The organism is Vibrio sp. 1457 (assembly GCF_033340195.1).
In the GTDB taxonomy this organism is placed as follows: domain Bacteria; phylum Pseudomonadota; class Gammaproteobacteria; order Enterobacterales; family Vibrionaceae; genus Vibrio; species Vibrio alginolyticus.
The window spans coordinates 45,840-61,942 of the sequence record NZ_JAWOWA010000010.1 but is presented as its reverse complement, the minus strand read 5'-3'; the positions used below and the strand labels follow the sequence as shown (position 1 = coordinate 61,942).

At 44.0% G+C, this 16,103-nt stretch carries 16 protein-coding genes; 5 read left to right on the top strand and 11 right to left on the bottom strand.

Features of this window, described 5'->3' with window-relative positions:
- Positions 1-56: 56 nt before the first annotated feature.
- Positions 57-1,508, bottom strand: coding sequence for a cobyric acid synthase (locus R7Z41_RS12510; protein ID WP_213904500.1), 1,452 nt, complete (start codon positions 1,506-1,508; stop codon positions 57-59).
- 155 nt (positions 1,509-1,663) lie between these two features.
- Between R7Z41_RS12510 and R7Z41_RS12505 the strand changes: the two genes are divergently transcribed.
- Complete coding sequence (locus tag R7Z41_RS12505; protein ID WP_047101087.1) at positions 1,664-2,038, top strand: YgiW/YdeI family stress tolerance OB fold protein; 375 nt, start codon at positions 1,664-1,666, stop codon at positions 2,036-2,038.
- 154 nt (positions 2,039-2,192) lie between these two features.
- Positions 2,193-2,729, top strand: a complete 537-nt coding sequence (locus R7Z41_RS12500; protein WP_017634623.1) for a hypothetical protein — start codon at positions 2,193-2,195, stop codon at positions 2,727-2,729.
- Positions 2,730-2,851: 122 nt separating this feature from the next.
- On the opposite strand, the gene R7Z41_RS12495 is transcribed toward R7Z41_RS12500, so the two are convergent.
- The 3 genes from R7Z41_RS12495 to R7Z41_RS12485 all read right to left on the bottom strand — a co-directional run bounded on the left by R7Z41_RS12495 (position 2,852) and on the right by R7Z41_RS12485 (position 5,747).
- A complete protein-coding gene (locus tag R7Z41_RS12495; RefSeq protein WP_130545637.1) occupies positions 2,852-3,535 on the bottom strand; it encodes an ATP-dependent zinc protease in 684 nt (227 codons plus the stop codon).
- Between the two features lie 11 nt (positions 3,536-3,546).
- Positions 3,547-4,734 (bottom strand): aromatic amino acid transaminase, encoded by a 1,188-nt coding sequence (locus R7Z41_RS12490; RefSeq protein ID WP_165401668.1) that lies wholly within the window; start codon positions 4,732-4,734, stop codon positions 3,547-3,549.
- 155 nt (positions 4,735-4,889) lie between these two features.
- The gene (locus tag R7Z41_RS12485) at positions 4,890-5,747 is read right to left on the bottom strand and encodes an AraC family transcriptional regulator (RefSeq protein ID WP_005388028.1); all 858 of its coding nucleotides are present in this window, start codon (positions 5,745-5,747) and stop codon (positions 4,890-4,892) included.
- A 120-nt stretch (positions 5,748-5,867) separates the two neighbouring features.
- On the opposite strand from R7Z41_RS12485, the gene R7Z41_RS12480 reads away from it, so the two are divergent.
- Positions 5,868-7,253: an MATE family efflux transporter gene (locus tag R7Z41_RS12480; RefSeq protein WP_318136368.1), complete on the top strand. Its 1,386-nt coding sequence runs from the start codon at positions 5,868-5,870 to the stop codon at positions 7,251-7,253.
- Between the two features lie 84 nt (positions 7,254-7,337).
- Here the strand turns inward: R7Z41_RS12480 and nrdG are convergent, their stop codons facing one another.
- Both nrdG and nrdD read right to left on the bottom strand, forming a co-directional pair.
- Positions 7,338-7,808 (bottom strand): anaerobic ribonucleoside-triphosphate reductase-activating protein, encoded by a 471-nt coding sequence (gene nrdG / locus R7Z41_RS12475; RefSeq protein WP_005376213.1) that lies wholly within the window; start codon positions 7,806-7,808, stop codon positions 7,338-7,340.
- 83 nt (positions 7,809-7,891) lie between these two features.
- Positions 7,892-10,012: an anaerobic ribonucleoside-triphosphate reductase gene (gene nrdD / locus R7Z41_RS12470; protein ID WP_225478078.1), complete on the bottom strand. Its 2,121-nt coding sequence runs from the start codon at positions 10,010-10,012 to the stop codon at positions 7,892-7,894.
- Positions 10,013-10,321: 309 nt separating this feature from the next.
- On the opposite strand from nrdD, the gene R7Z41_RS12465 reads away from it, so the two are divergent.
- The gene (locus tag R7Z41_RS12465; protein WP_225478079.1) at positions 10,322-11,185 is read left to right on the top strand and encodes an endonuclease/exonuclease/phosphatase family protein; all 864 of its coding nucleotides are present in this window, start codon (positions 10,322-10,324) and stop codon (positions 11,183-11,185) included.
- A 53-nt stretch (positions 11,186-11,238) separates the two neighbouring features.
- On the opposite strand, the gene R7Z41_RS12460 is transcribed toward R7Z41_RS12465, so the two are convergent.
- The 3 genes from R7Z41_RS12460 to R7Z41_RS12450 are packed head-to-tail and all read right to left on the bottom strand — an operon-like array spanning position 11,239 to position 12,403.
- Positions 11,239-11,679 (bottom strand): YeeE/YedE family protein, encoded by a 441-nt coding sequence (locus R7Z41_RS12460; protein WP_213905156.1) that lies wholly within the window; start codon positions 11,677-11,679, stop codon positions 11,239-11,241.
- Positions 11,680-11,693: 14 nt separating this feature from the next.
- Entirely contained in the window at positions 11,694-12,107 is a 414-nt protein-coding gene (locus R7Z41_RS12455) for a YeeE/YedE family protein (RefSeq protein WP_372058356.1), read from the bottom strand.
- Positions 12,108-12,112: 5 nt separating this feature from the next.
- The gene (locus R7Z41_RS12450; RefSeq protein WP_005376206.1) at positions 12,113-12,403 is read right to left on the bottom strand and encodes an ArsR/SmtB family transcription factor; all 291 of its coding nucleotides are present in this window, start codon (positions 12,401-12,403) and stop codon (positions 12,113-12,115) included.
- 151 nt (positions 12,404-12,554) lie between these two features.
- On the opposite strand from R7Z41_RS12450, the gene R7Z41_RS12445 reads away from it, so the two are divergent.
- A complete protein-coding gene (locus tag R7Z41_RS12445) occupies positions 12,555-14,258 on the top strand; it encodes an FAD-dependent oxidoreductase (RefSeq protein WP_017820173.1) in 1,704 nt (567 codons plus the stop codon).
- Between the two features lie 67 nt (positions 14,259-14,325).
- Here R7Z41_RS12445 and R7Z41_RS12440 read toward each other — a convergent pair whose 3' ends face one another.
- Both R7Z41_RS12440 and R7Z41_RS12435 read right to left on the bottom strand, forming a co-directional pair.
- Positions 14,326-15,024, bottom strand: coding sequence for an aspartate/glutamate racemase family protein (locus tag R7Z41_RS12440; RefSeq protein WP_225478080.1), 699 nt, complete (start codon positions 15,022-15,024; stop codon positions 14,326-14,328).
- A gap of 139 nt (positions 15,025-15,163) precedes the next feature.
- A complete protein-coding gene (locus tag R7Z41_RS12435) occupies positions 15,164-15,964 on the bottom strand; it encodes a PhzF family phenazine biosynthesis protein (protein ID WP_206969327.1) in 801 nt (266 codons plus the stop codon).
- Positions 15,965-16,103 lie beyond the last annotated feature (139 nt).

Sequence of the window (16,103 nt, the reverse complement as noted above, 5' to 3'; positions counted from 1 at the left end):
TACAAGGCAAGCGAAAGAACAGGTTATTTAAATATAAAGTTCAATCAGTTAATGGGCTATTTAAACAAAAAATCAAGGCGCATATGTTGTTCTATCGCATCTGCGATGCGATTAATGCCTTGCTCCTTTAACTCTTCAAAGTCTTGTTGTTTGATTTGGATGCCGTTTACCCATTCTGATACCAGGCTTAAGACATCTGCCTCGTCAAAGAACCCGTGAAGGTAGGTTCCCATGATTTGGCCACACTCGCTGATCGCCCCCTCCGCTTCACCGGAATTGAATGTAAGAGGTTGCAGGCCCCGTACTTCACTTCGCCCTACGTGGATTTCATAACCCTTTACATTGGCTGTTTTGCCGTTAAGAGAAAGCTGTGCTTGTGTGTTTGTAAGCTGTTTGCTGTTAGTTAGCGTCGTAGTGATATCAAGCAAGCCAAGTCCTTCGCTTTGACCTGGTTGGCCTTCGACGCCGTTTGGATCATCAATCAAGTTTCCAAGCATCTGGTAGCCGCCACAGATACCAATCACTTTTCCACCAAGACGAATATGACGCAAGATATCTTTATCCCACCCCTGGCTTCTTAGATAATCCAGATCGTCTCTGACCGATTTGGTCCCAGGCAAAATAACCAGGTCGGCTTTATCTATTTTTTCGCCTTTACCTACATAACGTAGATTGATGTCTGGATTCAATCGCAGCACATCAAAATCAGTATGATTACTAATCCGGGTTAAAACAGGCACAACAACATTCAGTTTTACCTCAGAGTGCAGCTCTTGCTGTGCAGTGATCGCGTCTTCTGCTTCTAAATTCAAACCATGAAGAAAAGGAAGTACACCAAGTACAGGTTTACCTGTTTTTTCTTCTAGCCAATCGAGGCCCGATTGCAATAAACGAATATCACCTCGAAAACGGTTGATAACAAATCCTTTTACTCGCGCTTGTTCAGATTCAGAAAGTAGCGCAAGTGTTCCGTACAAATGTGCAAACACTCCACCACGATCAATATCAGCAACAATGATCACTGGTACATCAGCGGCCTCAGCAAAACCCATGTTTGCAATATCGCCTTCTCGTAAATTGATTTCAGCAGGACTCCCCGCGCCCTCGATAATGATCGAATCAAATTCTTGAGTCAGACGAGAGAAGGAATCTAACACCGTGTCCATCGCTACTTTCTTGTAATCATGAAAGCCAGCCGCATCCATATTGGAAATCGCCTTACCCTGCAAAATGATCTGAGCACCTGTATCACTGTTAGGTTTAATCAAAACCGGATTCATATGTACAGTTGGCTCAATATTACACGCCTGTGCCTGAACGGCCTGTGCTCGACCTATTTCACCGCCATCTTTGGTTACCGCACTATTTAGTGCCATGTTTTGTGGCTTAAATGGGGCAACATTTATCCCTTTTCGTGCTAATACACGGCATAAACCTGCCACAAGGACACTTTTTCCGGCATCCGAAGTGGTGCCTTGAACCATTAAAGATGGGATCGCTGATTTCATGAACATTTGTAAGGAATAGAGGAAGATGAACAATCATAACGTCATCGTCCCCACTTACTCAAGCAAATGAATAGAATATGAATGTTGAAATCATCATTGGTTCAAACAAGCTCTGTTTTAATGAACCCATCAAAACAAACCGATGAGGATGTAACATGAAAAAGAATACAATTATCGCAACAATCGCCGCCTTAGTTATTGCTCCTTCTATCGCGTTCGCGAAAGATCACGCTCAAAACCAATCAAACTTGCAGTTTAATGGTCCTGTCACTGTGGAAAAATTGGACGCCTTGCTAAACGACTCCAATATGTTTACTGAAAAAGATGTAGTCGTTGAAGGTAACTTATTACGTCAAGTTCGCGCGGATAAGTTTGTCTTTAGCGATGGTTCCGGTGAAGTGATGGTCGAACTCGATGACGATATTCAGCTAAATACTCCGATTGATCACACGACTAAAGTCCGTCTGTTTGGCGAATTTGAAGGCGGGAACAAACCAGAGATTGAAGTCGAACAACTCGTGGTCATGTAAAACAAACCCCGATTGCTGTGCATATCAACATGATGTAGTTACGATTACAGCTAAATAGTGACGGCAAGCACTTAAAATGATAGCTTTATCAATCTTGGTCTGCTTTTTGCAGACCATTTTTTTGTTCATTTTATTCATCTTGCCCGGAGACACCATGCTAGGTAAAGCTCTAAAGGTTGCAGCCTTTGGTTTGTGTGCTATTTTGCCACTTTCCGCACATGCAAATAATTTCAACTACAACACGATGGAATTTCGCATGGGCACTAGCCCTGGTACATTTGGTGGCGAGTTCAATACCTACTTTACAGAGAATACCCATTTCATTGCTCGCGCAGACAGTGAATTCAGCGGAGACTGGGACATTGCTGGTGGTATAGGCTTTAATGGGCCAGCAGGCCAATTTGCAGATATTTATGGCCAAATGTTGGTACACAACATTAAAGAGAACGGCAGTGATAAAGTCGGCGACGAGTGGCGCACGGAAGTGAATATTGGCACTCGTATTTGGTTTATGCAAAATGTTGAGCTACATGGCCGTATTGGCCAAATCATAGATAATGACGATTCGAATACCATTTACAATCTAGGCGCACGATTCCACTCAACTCAGCAACTATCGCTTGGTGCAGATTTTAAAAATAATGGTGTCTATGGCCAGCAAATTGTAATGTCTGCTCGTTTTGCATTTTAGTGGATATGACTACCAGGCATCACAAGCAAGCATATGATTCAATAAAAATAGCCTCCGATTTTGGAGGCCATTTTTTGTTAATCACGAATTATTAGCTTGTAGCAGAAACTAGCTGTAATACATCAGTTTTTAGCGGTTTTTTTAGGTTTATCTTGCACATATTTTTTCGATACATCCACAACGGCAATATCTCTAAAAAAGCTTCGACCAAGCAAAATTGGAAACGTCATATGTCCGCGATCCGCTAACGTAAACTCTGTCTTTTCTTTGTGCTCCCCAACGGTAATGTAGGCTTTTACCACCGCTCGTTTATCCACCTCTTCTGACGAAGACTGCTTAACTTTAGCCCAGCGCTCAACGGGTACTTTAAATTCTTTGGTGTCTTTGTCACCTAAATCTATCTTAAATTTAACCCAGTCTTTACCATCACGCTCAAACGGAACAATGTCAGTCGCACTAATTGATGATGTTGTCGCCCCTGTATCGACTCTAGCCTTGAAAGTCTGGTCAATTTCAGGAACATAAACCCATTCTTCAGAACCAAGAATTAACATGCCATCGGGTGTTTTTGTGACCTTGACTGGCTTCTTAGGTTTTGGTTCCGGCTTTTTCTCAGGTTTCGCTTCTGGTTTGGGCTCCACCTCTGGCTTTGGATCTACATCAGGTTTCACTTCTGGCTCGACTTTAACGGGCTCTTCGACCTTTGGCGACTTTGGCTCAACAGGTTCCTGCGTCGTTTGAGTTGACGTACAAGCAATTAAACTGCCGCTCATCATAAGCGGCAGAATCAGTTTCCAGTTTTTCATCCACACTCCAATTAAGCTTGAGATACTTTCTTAATTGCGTCCGCTACGTATGGAATATGAGTTTCGGTAAGTCCGGCAATGTTAATTCGACCATCGCCAACACCATAAATGCCATAATCTTCACGCAGTTGCGCCATTTGGTTTCCACTAAAGCCTAGCACAGTAAACATGCCTTTGTGACCCTCAATGAAATCAAATTGATCTGTATTATGGTTGTTTCTCAACTCGTTACACAAACTTTGACGAAGGCTAACCAAACGATGTTGCATTTCACTCAATTCTTGCTTCCAAACGGAAGTGAGATTGTCATCTTGCAGAATGGTCTTAACTAAAGATGCACCATGGTCGGGTGGCATCGTGTAAGTCGAGCGAGCTAGAGTGAGGAGTTTACCTTTTGCATTGGTTACATCATGCATGTTCTTACCAACCACAATCGCTGCACCAGTTCGTTCACGGTACAGACCAAAGTTCTTCGAACATGAAGTAGTAATCAACATCTCTTCAACGTTATCTGCCATAAAACGAAGACCTTTTGCGTCTTCTTCTAGGCCATCACCGAAGCCTTGGTAAGCAATGTCCACAAATGGGATGAAACCGTTCTTCTGCGACAATTCTGTAATGGCTTGCCAAGCAGAGAAGTCAATATCTGCACCAGTTGGGTTGTGGCAACAACCATGAAGAAGTACCACATCTGAAGGCCCAGCTTTCGCAAGATCATCCATCATTTTTGCGGTGTCTACTTGTTTCGTTTCCGAAGAGAAATAGTGGTAGAACTTAACTTTAAGGCCTGCTGCTTCCATCACGGGCTTGTGGTTTACGTAGCTTGGGTTGGAAATCCAAACCGTCGTATCTGGCTGTGCGATCTTCATTAGATCACCGAGCATACGCAGCGCACCACTTGCACCTGGCGTTTGAATAGCTGCAACACGATCCATTGCAGACGTTCCCGTCAGCAGCAAATCGATCATGCTTTTATTAAATTCTTCGCAACCCGCAAGACCAACATAAGACTTGGTTTTTTGAGTTTCAACAACGACATCCTGCGCCATTTGAATGGCTTTCATAATCGGCGTTTCGCCTGCGCTGTTTTTGTATACGCCAATGCCAAGGTCAACCTTGTTTGGACGTTCATCGTTACGGTATGCAACGGATAGAGATAAAATAGGATCTAATACGGGAGTTGGGAGATTAGAAAACATGAAAGTCATAACCCTTTGAAATTCAAGTACCGAACCTCACGTTAACACCATCGCAAAAAATGACGAAATGATTTTTCACTTATTTCATCAATTAGAGAACAAAATTCTGGATTGCGGTGAGTTTTGTGCGCTCTATCGTTCAGAAAAAGAACGATTCACTCCTCGTCGTACCAATCCACTCTACCGTTTTTTCTAAACTCTCTTGGTGTCATGGTCGACCACGCTTTAAAACGTGTACTAAAGTTAGCGCTGGTCGGATATCCGACTATTTCTCCAATATGCTGAATTGGCCATTCTGTTGAACGAAGTAACCTAGCAGCATATTCCATGCGCATACGCGTTAAATGTGCCATTGGGCTTCGACCAAACTGCTTTTGAGTCAGTCGATGCAAATGAGGCTCCGAACATGGATATAGAGCCGCCACCTGCTCAACGCTCCAATCCTTATGGAGCTGACGTTGGACAAGGTCAAATACACGCCGAAGCCTCAATTGGCTGCGTGATATCGACTCTGAGGGCGGCATGTTTAACATCAGCTCTAACTGAGCCACACTATGCTCACCTACCGCACCACCATAATCGATTGGAAGGTGAATGCTGCGTAGTAGTGTTTGGATACATGCATACATCACTTCAGGTGTAGATGAAAGCTGATAGCGAACATCACATTCTAATATCGGCCACTCTCTATCAGGAGCAAGAAAAAGCCACGCGATCTGCCATGGTTCTTCTTCTATACCAAAACCGTTTTCAACACCTGCGGGTACTGTAATCAACGAGCCCGGTTCCAAATCGTATCGATAAGTCCCACTCTCTAGCCACCCTTTACCACGCACCGTATAGAGCAGCATGTGTTTCTTTTGGTTTTTACGATAAACAGAGAAGAAGTCACGACAAGTGGCAATGCCGCACTGCACAATGCCTCTCTCCTCAAGTGCTAATACTCGACTGTGATCAATAAACTCTTGATAAGTTTTTTCTGAAATCGCGTAGCGTTCTTGTTTATCTTCCATGATTTATTGGCTCACATGTGCGTTAGTAGAGAGTTTTACAAAGGTTTTGGATTCCTTTGAAAAATACACCGCCAAATCATGAGGATAAACTACTCGCATTAATCTTTAAGGAGAAATGCGATGCTCTTAACACGCGAATACATCGATAAAGCATTTTGGCAAAAGCTGATTACGATTGGCCTACCTGTTTCACTTCAGTCCATGCTTTTTGCTTTGCTCGGCGTCGTGGATATTTTCATAGTAAGCCTACTCGGAGAATCTGCAACGGCAGCAGTTGGAGTTGGAAATCGTATCTTTTTCTTCAACCTAGCGGTTGTCTTTGGCCTGTGCGGTGCAGTTACCGTACTTGCTTCTCAATACTACGGCTCAGGAAACCTAGCCGGAATTCGCAGAACGTTGGCGCAATCTTGGTTTATTTCCATTTTGGTGACGCTGCCGTTTATCGTTCTTTATGCGATTTTTGATGAAGAGATCGTCTCTTTTATGTCAGACGATCCTGAATACGTCACTTATGCACGTGATTATCTTGTGGTTACGGGCTTTAGCCTCATTGCTACGGCGATAGTAGTACCGATTGAAGCGGTATTGCGCTCCGTGGGCCAAACCAAACTTGCAACCAACGTTAGTATCTCCGCCATTGTCGTTAACGTCGCGCTTAATTATGTTTTGATTTTTGGTTTATTTGGTTTCCCTCAATGGGGCGTATTTGGTGCAGCCGTAGGTAGTTTTGTTTCTCGATTTTTCCAAACCGCCGTCTTGATTTATTTTTTCTACAAACGATATGCTTACCTAATTCCGACTAAGTTCGATTGGGTACAAGGCCGCTTAAAACAGTATCGAAAAAAGTACTTTAAGGTTTCTTTACCCATGTTGGTCCACGATGCGCTTTGGACTGGTGGATTGATCGTTTACAGCATCATCTATGGTCAATTGGGCGTTTCAGAACTGGCGATCATCTCATTCTTATCACCGATTGAAGGGGTACTGATTTCAACCTTTATGGGATTTGCGGTCGCTGCATCCGTTCTTCTTGGGAATGATATTGGTGCAAAACATTATGACCGAGTCGAGAAAACGGCGTGGTGGTATGTGTTAACCAGCGCAATCTTAGCCACCTTGCTGTTTTTCCTAGTGTGGTTGAGCTCGCCCATGATTCATCACCTATTGGTACTGAGCCCGTTAACCGATGCAGACATGGCACTTAACGTATGTTTAGTCATGGCGCTAGGTATGATTTTGAGGGTGTTTAACATGGTTGGGATTGGCGGCGTACTAAAGAGTGGCGCTGATATTCGCTATAGCATTTTCATCGACACGTTCGGTCAGTGGGCTATTGGCATCCCCCTTACTTATTACACAGGCATGGTGTTAGGGCTGCCTTTGCATTTTGTCTTGATGTCTCTGCTCGCGGAAGAGTTAGTGAAAGGCGTACTGACGACTTACCGTATTCAATCTAAACATTGGATAAATAATATGGTTGAAGATGACCAATCGGTGACAGCGTAACCAAAAAGACATTAACGAACTCACACCAAAAGGGCTCACCCGTTATGCACGCGTGAGCCCTTTTTATGTGCGGAGAATGCTTGATTAGATGTCCGTAAAGCGATGAATGATTTGGTTTGAACTGCCACGCCATTCGAGATTGAGGTCTTTCTTGTCTTGTTCAAACTTACCATCAATCAAAACATCGATGTATTGCACCACTTCCCTTTGCGCGTCATTCAGTTCCGTCAGCGTGTAGCCAGTCCAAACCCAAATGTCTTTACCTGGGCACTCCTCTCTCACCCTTTTCACTATCTTCAAAATATGAGGCACATTAGCAGGGTGAAGCGGATCTCCACCCGACAACGACAAGCCACGGCGTTTGATACGCGTGTCGTTTAAGTCAGCGATGATTTTGTCTTCCGCTTCTTGCGTGAAAAGTACACCAGAATCCAAACGTTGCGTCGACTGGTTATAACAGCCACGGCACTGATGCACACAACCCGACACAAACAGCGTGCAGCGCGTACCCGGTCCGTTAACAACGTCAATTGGATAGTATTGGTGGTAATTCATAATGCGTCTCTGTGTTATCGAGAAAGAGAAAATCAACCTGTTTAAAGTTGATTTTCAAAGTGTAAAACGAGTGGTAGTAAACCTTACAGGTGCTTAACTCGACGCTTCACTTCTTCTTGCTTACCGAAGTTAAACGGGCGTGCATCTGGGCTGCCTAGGTAGCCACAAACTCGACGTGTTACTGATACTTTAGTTGAGTCATGGTTGCCACAGCTTGGGCAAGTGAAGCCTTTACTTGTACAGTCAAACTCGCCGTTGTAGCCACACTCGTAACACTCATCAATTGGCGTGTTTGTACCGTAGTAAGGCACTCGGGTGTAACTGTAATCCCATACGTTTTCTAGTGCTTCAACGTTGCGTTGCATGTTCGGGAACTCGCCGTAACAGATAAAGCCGCCGCTTGAGATTTCTGGGTAAGGCATCTCAAAGTCGATCTTGTCGTATGGGTTCACCTTCTTCTCTACATCCAAGTGGAAGCTGTTGGTGTAGTAACCTTTGTCTGTTACGCCTTCAATTACACCGAACTCTTTCGCATCGATTCGGCAGAAACGGCTACATAGGTTTTCACTTGGCGTTGCATATAAGCTGAAGCCATAACCTGTTTCGTCAGCCCATTGATTCACAGCATCTTTTAGATGCTTGATGATCGCGACCGCTTTTTCACGCAAAACAGCGTCATCATAAACGTGCGCTTCTGTACCGAATAGCGCGTTAATTGTCTCGTGTACACCGATGTAACCAAGAGAAATAGACGCACGACCGTTCTTGAAGATATCTGCGATTGAGTCGTCTGCTTTCAAGCGAACACCACATGCGCCTTCCATGTATAGGATTGGGGCCACTCGTGCTTTCACGTTTTCAAGGCGAGAGATACGTGTCTCTAGTGCTTTACGAGCAAGACGTAGGCGGTCATTTAGAAACTCGTAGAATTTCTCTTCGCTTCCGTTTGCACGGATAGCGATACGAGGAAGGTTCAAGCTCACGACGCCAAGGTTGTTACGACCTTCGTGAATCAGCTCACCGTTTTCTTCGTAAGTACCAAGGAAGCTACGGCAACCCATTGGCGTTTTGAATGAACCGGTTACTTCCACTACTTTGTCGTAGTTAAGAATGTCTGGGTACATACGCTTAGACGCACACTCAAGCGCAAGTTGCTTGATGTCGTAGTTGGGATCTTCTGATTTGTGGTTCAAACCATCTTTGATGCCGAATACAAGTTTAGGGAATACCGCTGTTTTACGGTTCTTGCCTAGACCTGCAATACGATTCTTCAGAATCGATTTCTGAATAAGGCGGGATGCCCAGCTTGTACCAAGACCAAAACCGAACGTAACGAATGGGGTTTGTCCATTCGCTGTGTGCAGCGTGTTTACTTCGTATTCTAGAGATTGGAATGCGTCGTAACACTCTTTCTCAGTGCGCGCTTTTGCGAACTCTTCTGGCTCAGCAATGTTCCACTCTTTTGCAATCTCTAGGTGTTTCTCGTAGCTTGTGATTACGTACGGTTCTAGAACCTCATCAATACGGTTGATGGTTGTACCGCCGTAAATGTGGCTCGCGACTTGAGCAATGATTTGTGCTGTTACCGCTGTTGCAGTCGAAATTGATTTTGGCGTATCAATCTCAGCGTTACCCATTTTAAAACCATGCGTCAGCATGCCTTTAAGATCGATAAGCATACAGTTAAACATTGGGAAGAACGGTGCGTAGTCTAAATCGTGGTAGTGAATGTCACCCACTTCGTGCGCTTGAACCACATCGCGAGGAAGAATGTGCGTCTTCGCGTAGTGTTTCGCTACGATACCAGCCAACAAGTCACGTTGAGTCGGAATTACTTTGCCGTCTTTGTTCGCGTTCTCGTTGATTAGATCCAGATTACTTTCTTCAATCAAACCTTCGATTTCGCGAGTTAGTGCACTTTGCTTCTCACGAGCGATGTCGCGATCGTGGCGATATTCAATGTAAGAACGCGCTAGGGCTTTGTAAGGACCTTGCATGAGTTCATTTTCGACTAAGTCTTGAATCTCATGGATGTGAACTTCATCGTGTTCTCTTAACTGTAACTCGACAGCAAGAGCCACATTAAGAGCATAAATAGCGACATCTTTATCTTTGTTTTCCGCTGCTGCTTCAACTGCTGCTTGGATACGATCCCTGTTGAACGGAGCTCTTGATCCGTCGCGTTTGATTACGATTGGTTTCACTTTGTTCTCCTTACCCGAGCATACTCACAGAGTTATCCACAAACACACTATATGGGGTTATTTTTTATTCTGGCAACACAATATATTGTGGCGTATTTAACGAGAAGCACCACTCGAAAACATTGATTTTGATCAATAAAGATTGGCTAGCGAACAAGAAGAAATCGATCTTATTGGCGTTGATCTCAGTTGCGAAGAAAACCATGAAAATTGCAAAATTGGTACTAAATCTACTTGCTATTTTTGGAGGTCTTGTAGGATAAAGGATGGAAAGGAATACGCTAAAAGATAGAAGTGCAACAGGCCAAAATGCGATCACTTTTTGTTACGTTAATATTACTTTTTAGTTCTCTTTCATTTGCTCAAAACTCCATCAATCTAACCAGTTGGAACATAGAATGGTTATCTATAGATGGTGGAAAAGTGTCGAGAACACCACAAGATTTTGAAAAACTGACCCACTATGTGGATAAAACACAAGCCGACATTCTTGCTTTTCAAGAAGTCGAACGTGCTGCTGCCATCCAAAAAGCCGTTGGCAATGACTTCACTATTTATCTTTCCGATCGTTCAAACGCCTCCAACCGACACCTTCAGTTTAACGACACCAACCAATACACAGGCTTTGCCGTGCGCAATGGCGTAAGCGTATTAGACAAGCCAGACTTCTCTATCACACGAGGCAACAGCAAGCTGCGCTTCGCGAGCTACCTTGTTTTAAATCCAAACCAAGAAAACGAGACTCACCTACTCTCTGTACATCTGAAAGCGGGTTGCAGTGGCGCGTATCGTAATAACCGCGATTGTAAGATAGTGAAACAACAAGGACAGGCACTAGCTAAGTGGATAAAGGCGCGCGAGGACAACAAACAACATTATGTCGTGCTTGGCGACTTTAACCACAACTTGGGTTATCAAGGAGATTGGTTGTGGGACGTGATATCGGACAATACTAGTGCAAAGCTAGTGACTAAAGACACTAAAGCGGAATGTAAAGTGCGCTCTAATCGTAAGCCGAATAAAACCCACCAATTCCGCTCGGTGATAGACCACATCATTGCGAGTGGTGATTTAAAGGTGTCGTCTGGTGTTCAAACCGTTTTCAAAACACAAGATGTACTCGACTATAAACTGAGTGACCATTGCCCGGTTTCTACGACACTCACTTTTTAGCGTTTAAGTTCTCTGTTAACGTTGAGATACTCTTTTTTGCGTTGAAGAACTCTTTAGCCACGAACCATTCTTTTAGCGGTGAATGACCCAGCCAACATTGCCACTATAAAGAGCAGAACTTGTGTGTTGCCAGTGAAAAGGCTGGCAACCGCAGGACCAGGACACACACCCAGTAAACCCCAACCAATACCAAACAGTACAGCACCACCGACTAACTTTTTGTCTATCGCTTTAGAAGTTGGGCATACAATCTCATCACCAAACACAGATTCGCTTCTTGGCTTTATTAATAAAAGATAAGCTGGAACGAACACCGCAAGTGCTCCGCCCATTACAAAGGCTAAGCTTGGATCCCATGCTCCAGTAATATCGAGAAAGCCAATCACTTTTGCCGGTTCAGCCATACCAGAGACCACCATACCAATACCAAAGAGCACACCAGAAAATGCAACAACGGACATTTGCTTAATACTTTTCATTACATGAGTTTTCATAACGGCACTATTCCTCACGATACTAGCAAGACGGTTAACATGGCTGTGGCCATAAAAGTACACGTCGCGACCACAGAACGGATTGAGAAACGCCCTATCCCACAAATGCCATGACCACTAGTACAACCATTGCCGATACGCGTACCGACACCGACTAACAAGCCAGCAACGATAACTAAAACAACAGAACCGCTGTACTGTTCTGGTACATGCCCGCCAAGAACATAAACAGCAAACACGCCACCTAATACCATCGCAATTAAAAAAACAATGCGCCAAACGCGATCTGCGTTCTCAACGGCACCGTTTAAGATCCCACTGATCCCAGCAGTCTTGCCAGTAAATAGCATCAGTGTTATCGCTGATACGCCAACTATTATGCCGCCCAACAGCGACATCCAAGGAACTTCAAACATAGCAACCGCCAAACTGATTACTTACAGAAAACTTGCTTAAAGGCCTCAACCAGCGGACCAACTCTTTCATCAGAAATTGAATAGAATACCTGCTGAGAAACTTTTCTAGCTTTAATAATGTCGTGCTTTCTCAATACGGTGAGATGTTGTGAAAAAGCAGATTGGCTTAATGATGAACCTTCAAAAAGTTCACCGACCCCTTTCTCGCCTTCAATCAGCTTACACATCACGATTAGGCGCTCTGGATGAGCCATAATTTTAAGCAGCTCACTCGCTTCGGTCGCACTTTGTAGCATACTGTCGCCCATTCTTATGCCTCTTCATTACTACATTACATTTTATTAGATATTACTAATTAATATTATTAAGTCAATGCTAATGTAGATTAAATAACATTAGACTTAGCTAATTTATTTAAGTAAGGTGTAGGCGTTTTCGATCATTCAGCAGGAGAAATCCATGAGCAAAATCGTGATTATTGGTGGGGTTGCTGGCGGTGCATCTGCAGCAGCTCGCGCTCGTCGTCTTAGTGAAGACGCAGAAATCATTATGTTTGAACGCGGTCCATTTGTGTCATTTGCAAACTGTGGCTTACCCTATCACATTGGTGGCGATATCCAAGAGCGCAGCAAACTGCTTCTTCAAACGCCTGAAAGCTTTCTAGCGCGTTTCAATGTTGATGTCCGTGTGATGAACGAAGTGGTTTCTATTAACCGTCAAGACAAAACGGTTACGGTTAACAATTTGCTTGATGGCTCTGAATACCAAGAGAGCTACGACTTTCTTCTACTCAGCCCTGGCGCAGGTCCAGTTGTGCCGCCTATTCCGGGTATTGATAACCCGTTAACGCACTCGCTGCGCAATATTCCAGATATGGATCGCATCATTAAAACGATCGAAACCAACAAAGTTGAACACGCTACGGTCGTTGGTGGTGGTTTTATCGGTTTGGAAATGATGGAAGCCTTCCACCAGCTAGGCATAAAAACCACATTAGTTGAAATGGCGGATCAAGTGATGACGCCCGTTGACCGTGAAATGGCTGGCTTCGCACATGCTGAAATTCGTGAGAAAGGCATCGACCTTAAACTTGGCGTCGCACTTGAGTCGGTGAAATTCGTACCTAACGAGCACGTGGCAAGTTTCGACTCTGGTGAGAGCGAAAAACACCAACATCTAGAAGGTGAATTGGAATTAACACTAAACAATGGTGAAAGACTCACCACCGATATTCTGATTATGGCAATTGGTGTTCGCCCCGAGACCAAATTAGCAAAAGAAGCTGGCTTAGAAATCGGCGCTCTTGGTGGTATTTATACCAATGAATACATGCAAACCAGCGATCCTTCGATCTACGCTGTCGGCGACGCGGTAGAAGAGAAAGACTTCGTGACTGGCGAGCAAACTCTAGTGCCACTTGCGGGCCCGGCAAACCGTCAAGGCCGAATGGCAGCAGACAACATGCTTGGCCGCCAAGAAACTTACCAAGGTACGCAAGGCACGGCGATCTGTAAGATCTTTGATTTAGCCGTCGCTTCTACTGGTAAAAACGAGAAACAGCTGAAACGTGAAAACATCGCTTATGAAAAAGTGTATGTGCATACAGCAAGTCACGCGAGTTACTACCCAGGTGCAGAAACCGTGTCATTCAAAATGCTGTTTGATCCAGTAACAGGTAAAATATTAGGTGCACAAGCAGTAGGTAAAGACGGTGTTGATAAACGTATCGACGTAATGGCAGTTGCTCAGCGTGCTGGTATGACGGTAGAGCAACTGCAACACCTCGAGCTAACTTACGCGCCACCTTATGGCTCTGCTAAAGATGTAATTAACCAAGCGGCGTTTGTGGCAAATAACATCATCAAAGGCGATGCGACCGCGATTCATTATGATGAAATGGATTCACTGACAGAAGACCAACTGTTACTTGATGTTCGTAATCCTGGTGAATTGGAGTCCGTTGGTTATCTTGAAGGTGCAATTAATATTCCTGTCGATCAACTACGTCGTCGCATGCACGAACTTCCTAAAGACAAAGAGATCGTGATTTACTGTCAAGTTGGGTTACGCGGTAACGTAGCATACCGTCAGCTGGTCAACAATGGTTACAAAGCCCGCAACTTGATTGGTGGATACAGAACTCTCAAATTTGCTCGCTTATAACTTGATAATAAAAAAGAGAAAACCACGTGCTTGGTTTTCTCTTTTTTTTCAGGAAAGAAAGCGTAGATCATTCACCTTCAATTGCCAAACGGACTGCTGCTTGAGCATGGATAGAAGTGGTATCAAGTAGTGTAACCTCGGTGTGACTTTGGTTTACAAGTAAGGCAATTTCAGTGCACCCGAGAATCACAGCTTCAGCTCCGTGCTCTTTTAGTTTTTCAATAATTTGCAAGTATATCGTCCTTGACTCCTCTTTGATTTCACCTTGGCATAACTCTTTATAAATAATGTTATGTACTTTAGAGCGGTCGTTTTGATCGGGAATGACGACATCAAGCCCATAACGGTCGGAAAGCCTTCCTTTATAAAAGTCTTGCTCCACTGTGAATTGAGTACCAAGGAGTCCGACCTTTTGAACCCCTTTCTCACGAAGTAACTCAGCAGTCGCGTCTGCGATATGTAGTATGGGGATATTAATACTGGCTTCAATTTGAGGCGCAACTTTGTGCATTGTGTTAGTACAAATAAGAATGAAGTCAGCGCCCCCTTTTTCTATTAAAGATGCAGCATCAGATAGAATGCTTGCCGTTTCTTCCCATTTACCTTGATGTTGAAGTTTCTCTATCTCCGAAAAATTCACGCTATACATACAAATTTTTGCGGAATTTAAGCCGCCTAACGTCTCTTTGACTCCTTCGTTGATCAATTTGTAATAACTAAGCGTCGACTCCCAGCTCATACCACCTAGAAGACCGATAGTTTTCATATAACTCTCCAATCGTTATACACCACCGTGCCAGGGGTGTTTTTACAAAAAAAATCAGCCACTTAAATAAGTAGCATTCAAGCGTCCTCAATATTGAGCATTGGGTAACACGAAAATAAAATCATTCCCACAAGGACAGCTACGCGATTCTCATATATCCTCGCAATATCGTTACTGCATTTCCAGAAAGCTTAACGTGCTCAGTGCTTAACAACTCTGTATGGACGACCCCACTTCTCTCGGAGGCTTGGAAGCCTTTCAGTTGCTTTTTGTTGAGCTCTTTAGCCCAGTAAACACATAAAGCGCAATGTACAGAGCCTGTAACTGGGTCCTCATTAACACCTACCCAAGGCGCGAAGTATCGAGAGACAAAATCGGCGTCAGTACTTGATTGAGCAGTGATGACGACGCCACGGCCCTTTTGTTTAAGCAGCGCACCAAAATCAGGGTCGAGCTGTTCAAGCACAAATTCATCATTAATGACGATCAACTGCTTATTATCAAACTGACCGTAGGCGACTACATTGGCGGCATCTAGCCCCAAGCCATGAAGTAAGTCTTTGTTAATACTCGCTCTCATATCTAAAGTTGGCGCAGGAAACACCAAATGAATTTCTTCATGATCGAGTTGTGCAGTTAAAACCCCAGATAGCGTAACGAACTCAATCGTATCTCCAGTATTATATAACCCCTGCTCTTTCAGAACGTGCGCCGTTGCAAGTGTGCCGTGTCCACACAAAGCAACTTCCGTCCTCGGTGTAAACCAACGAAGTTGCATTGTATTGAGTGACAGAAATGCCGTTTCAGATAACGACATCTCGGCCGCGATGGCCAACATCGTTTCCTCATCAAGGCTTGACTCTGTGATACAAACACCCGCGGGATTACCTTTGAAAACCTCTGATGTAAACGAGTCAACCTGAAAAATTTTAACTTCCACGAAATATCCTTAAGTTCTATCAAACACGTAATTCTGTATCACGTGATTTTTAATATCTGTTGTTTGAGCGAAAAAAACCTATGAAATTTTCTACCAACCTTATAGGTCTTGTTGGAAGCGCTAACAAACAGGAGAATGT

Bases quoted from the DNA above. Each gene is read 5' to 3' on its own strand.
- R7Z41_RS12495 (WP_130545637.1), bottom strand. From the start codon at position 3,535: ATGAAAAACTGGAAACTGATTCTGCCGCTTATGATGAGCGGCAGTTTA.
- R7Z41_RS12510 (WP_213904500.1), bottom strand. From the start codon at position 1,508: ATGAAATCAGCGATCCCATCTTTAATGGTTCAAGGCACCACTTCGGAT.
- nrdG (WP_005376213.1), bottom strand. From the start codon at position 7,808: ATGAATTACCACCAATACTATCCAATTGACGTTGTTAACGGACCGGGT.
- R7Z41_RS12505 (WP_047101087.1), top strand. From the start codon at position 1,664: ATGAAAAAGAATACAATTATCGCAACAATCGCCGCCTTAGTTATTGCT.
- R7Z41_RS12485 (WP_005388028.1), bottom strand. From the start codon at position 5,747: ATGGAAGATAAACAAGAACGCTACGCGATTTCAGAAAAAACTTATCAA.
- R7Z41_RS12480 (WP_318136368.1), top strand. From the start codon at position 5,868: ATGCTCTTAACACGCGAATACATCGATAAAGCATTTTGGCAAAAGCTG.
- R7Z41_RS12445 (WP_017820173.1), top strand. From the start codon at position 12,555: ATGAGCAAAATCGTGATTATTGGTGGGGTTGCTGGCGGTGCATCTGCA.
- R7Z41_RS12490 (WP_165401668.1), bottom strand. From the start codon at position 4,734: ATGTTTTCTAATCTCCCAACTCCCGTATTAGATCCTATTTTATCTCTA.
- R7Z41_RS12450 (WP_005376206.1), bottom strand. From the start codon at position 12,403: ATGGGCGACAGTATGCTACAAAGTGCGACCGAAGCGAGTGAGCTGCTT.
- R7Z41_RS12465 (WP_225478079.1), top strand. From the start codon at position 10,322: ATGCGATCACTTTTTGTTACGTTAATATTACTTTTTAGTTCTCTTTCA.
- R7Z41_RS12440 (WP_225478080.1), bottom strand. From the start codon at position 15,024: ATGAAAACTATCGGTCTTCTAGGTGGTATGAGCTGGGAGTCGACGCTT.
- R7Z41_RS12460 (WP_213905156.1), bottom strand. From the start codon at position 11,679: ATGAAAACTCATGTAATGAAAAGTATTAAGCAAATGTCCGTTGTTGCA.
- R7Z41_RS12500 (WP_017634623.1), top strand. From the start codon at position 2,193: ATGCTAGGTAAAGCTCTAAAGGTTGCAGCCTTTGGTTTGTGTGCTATT.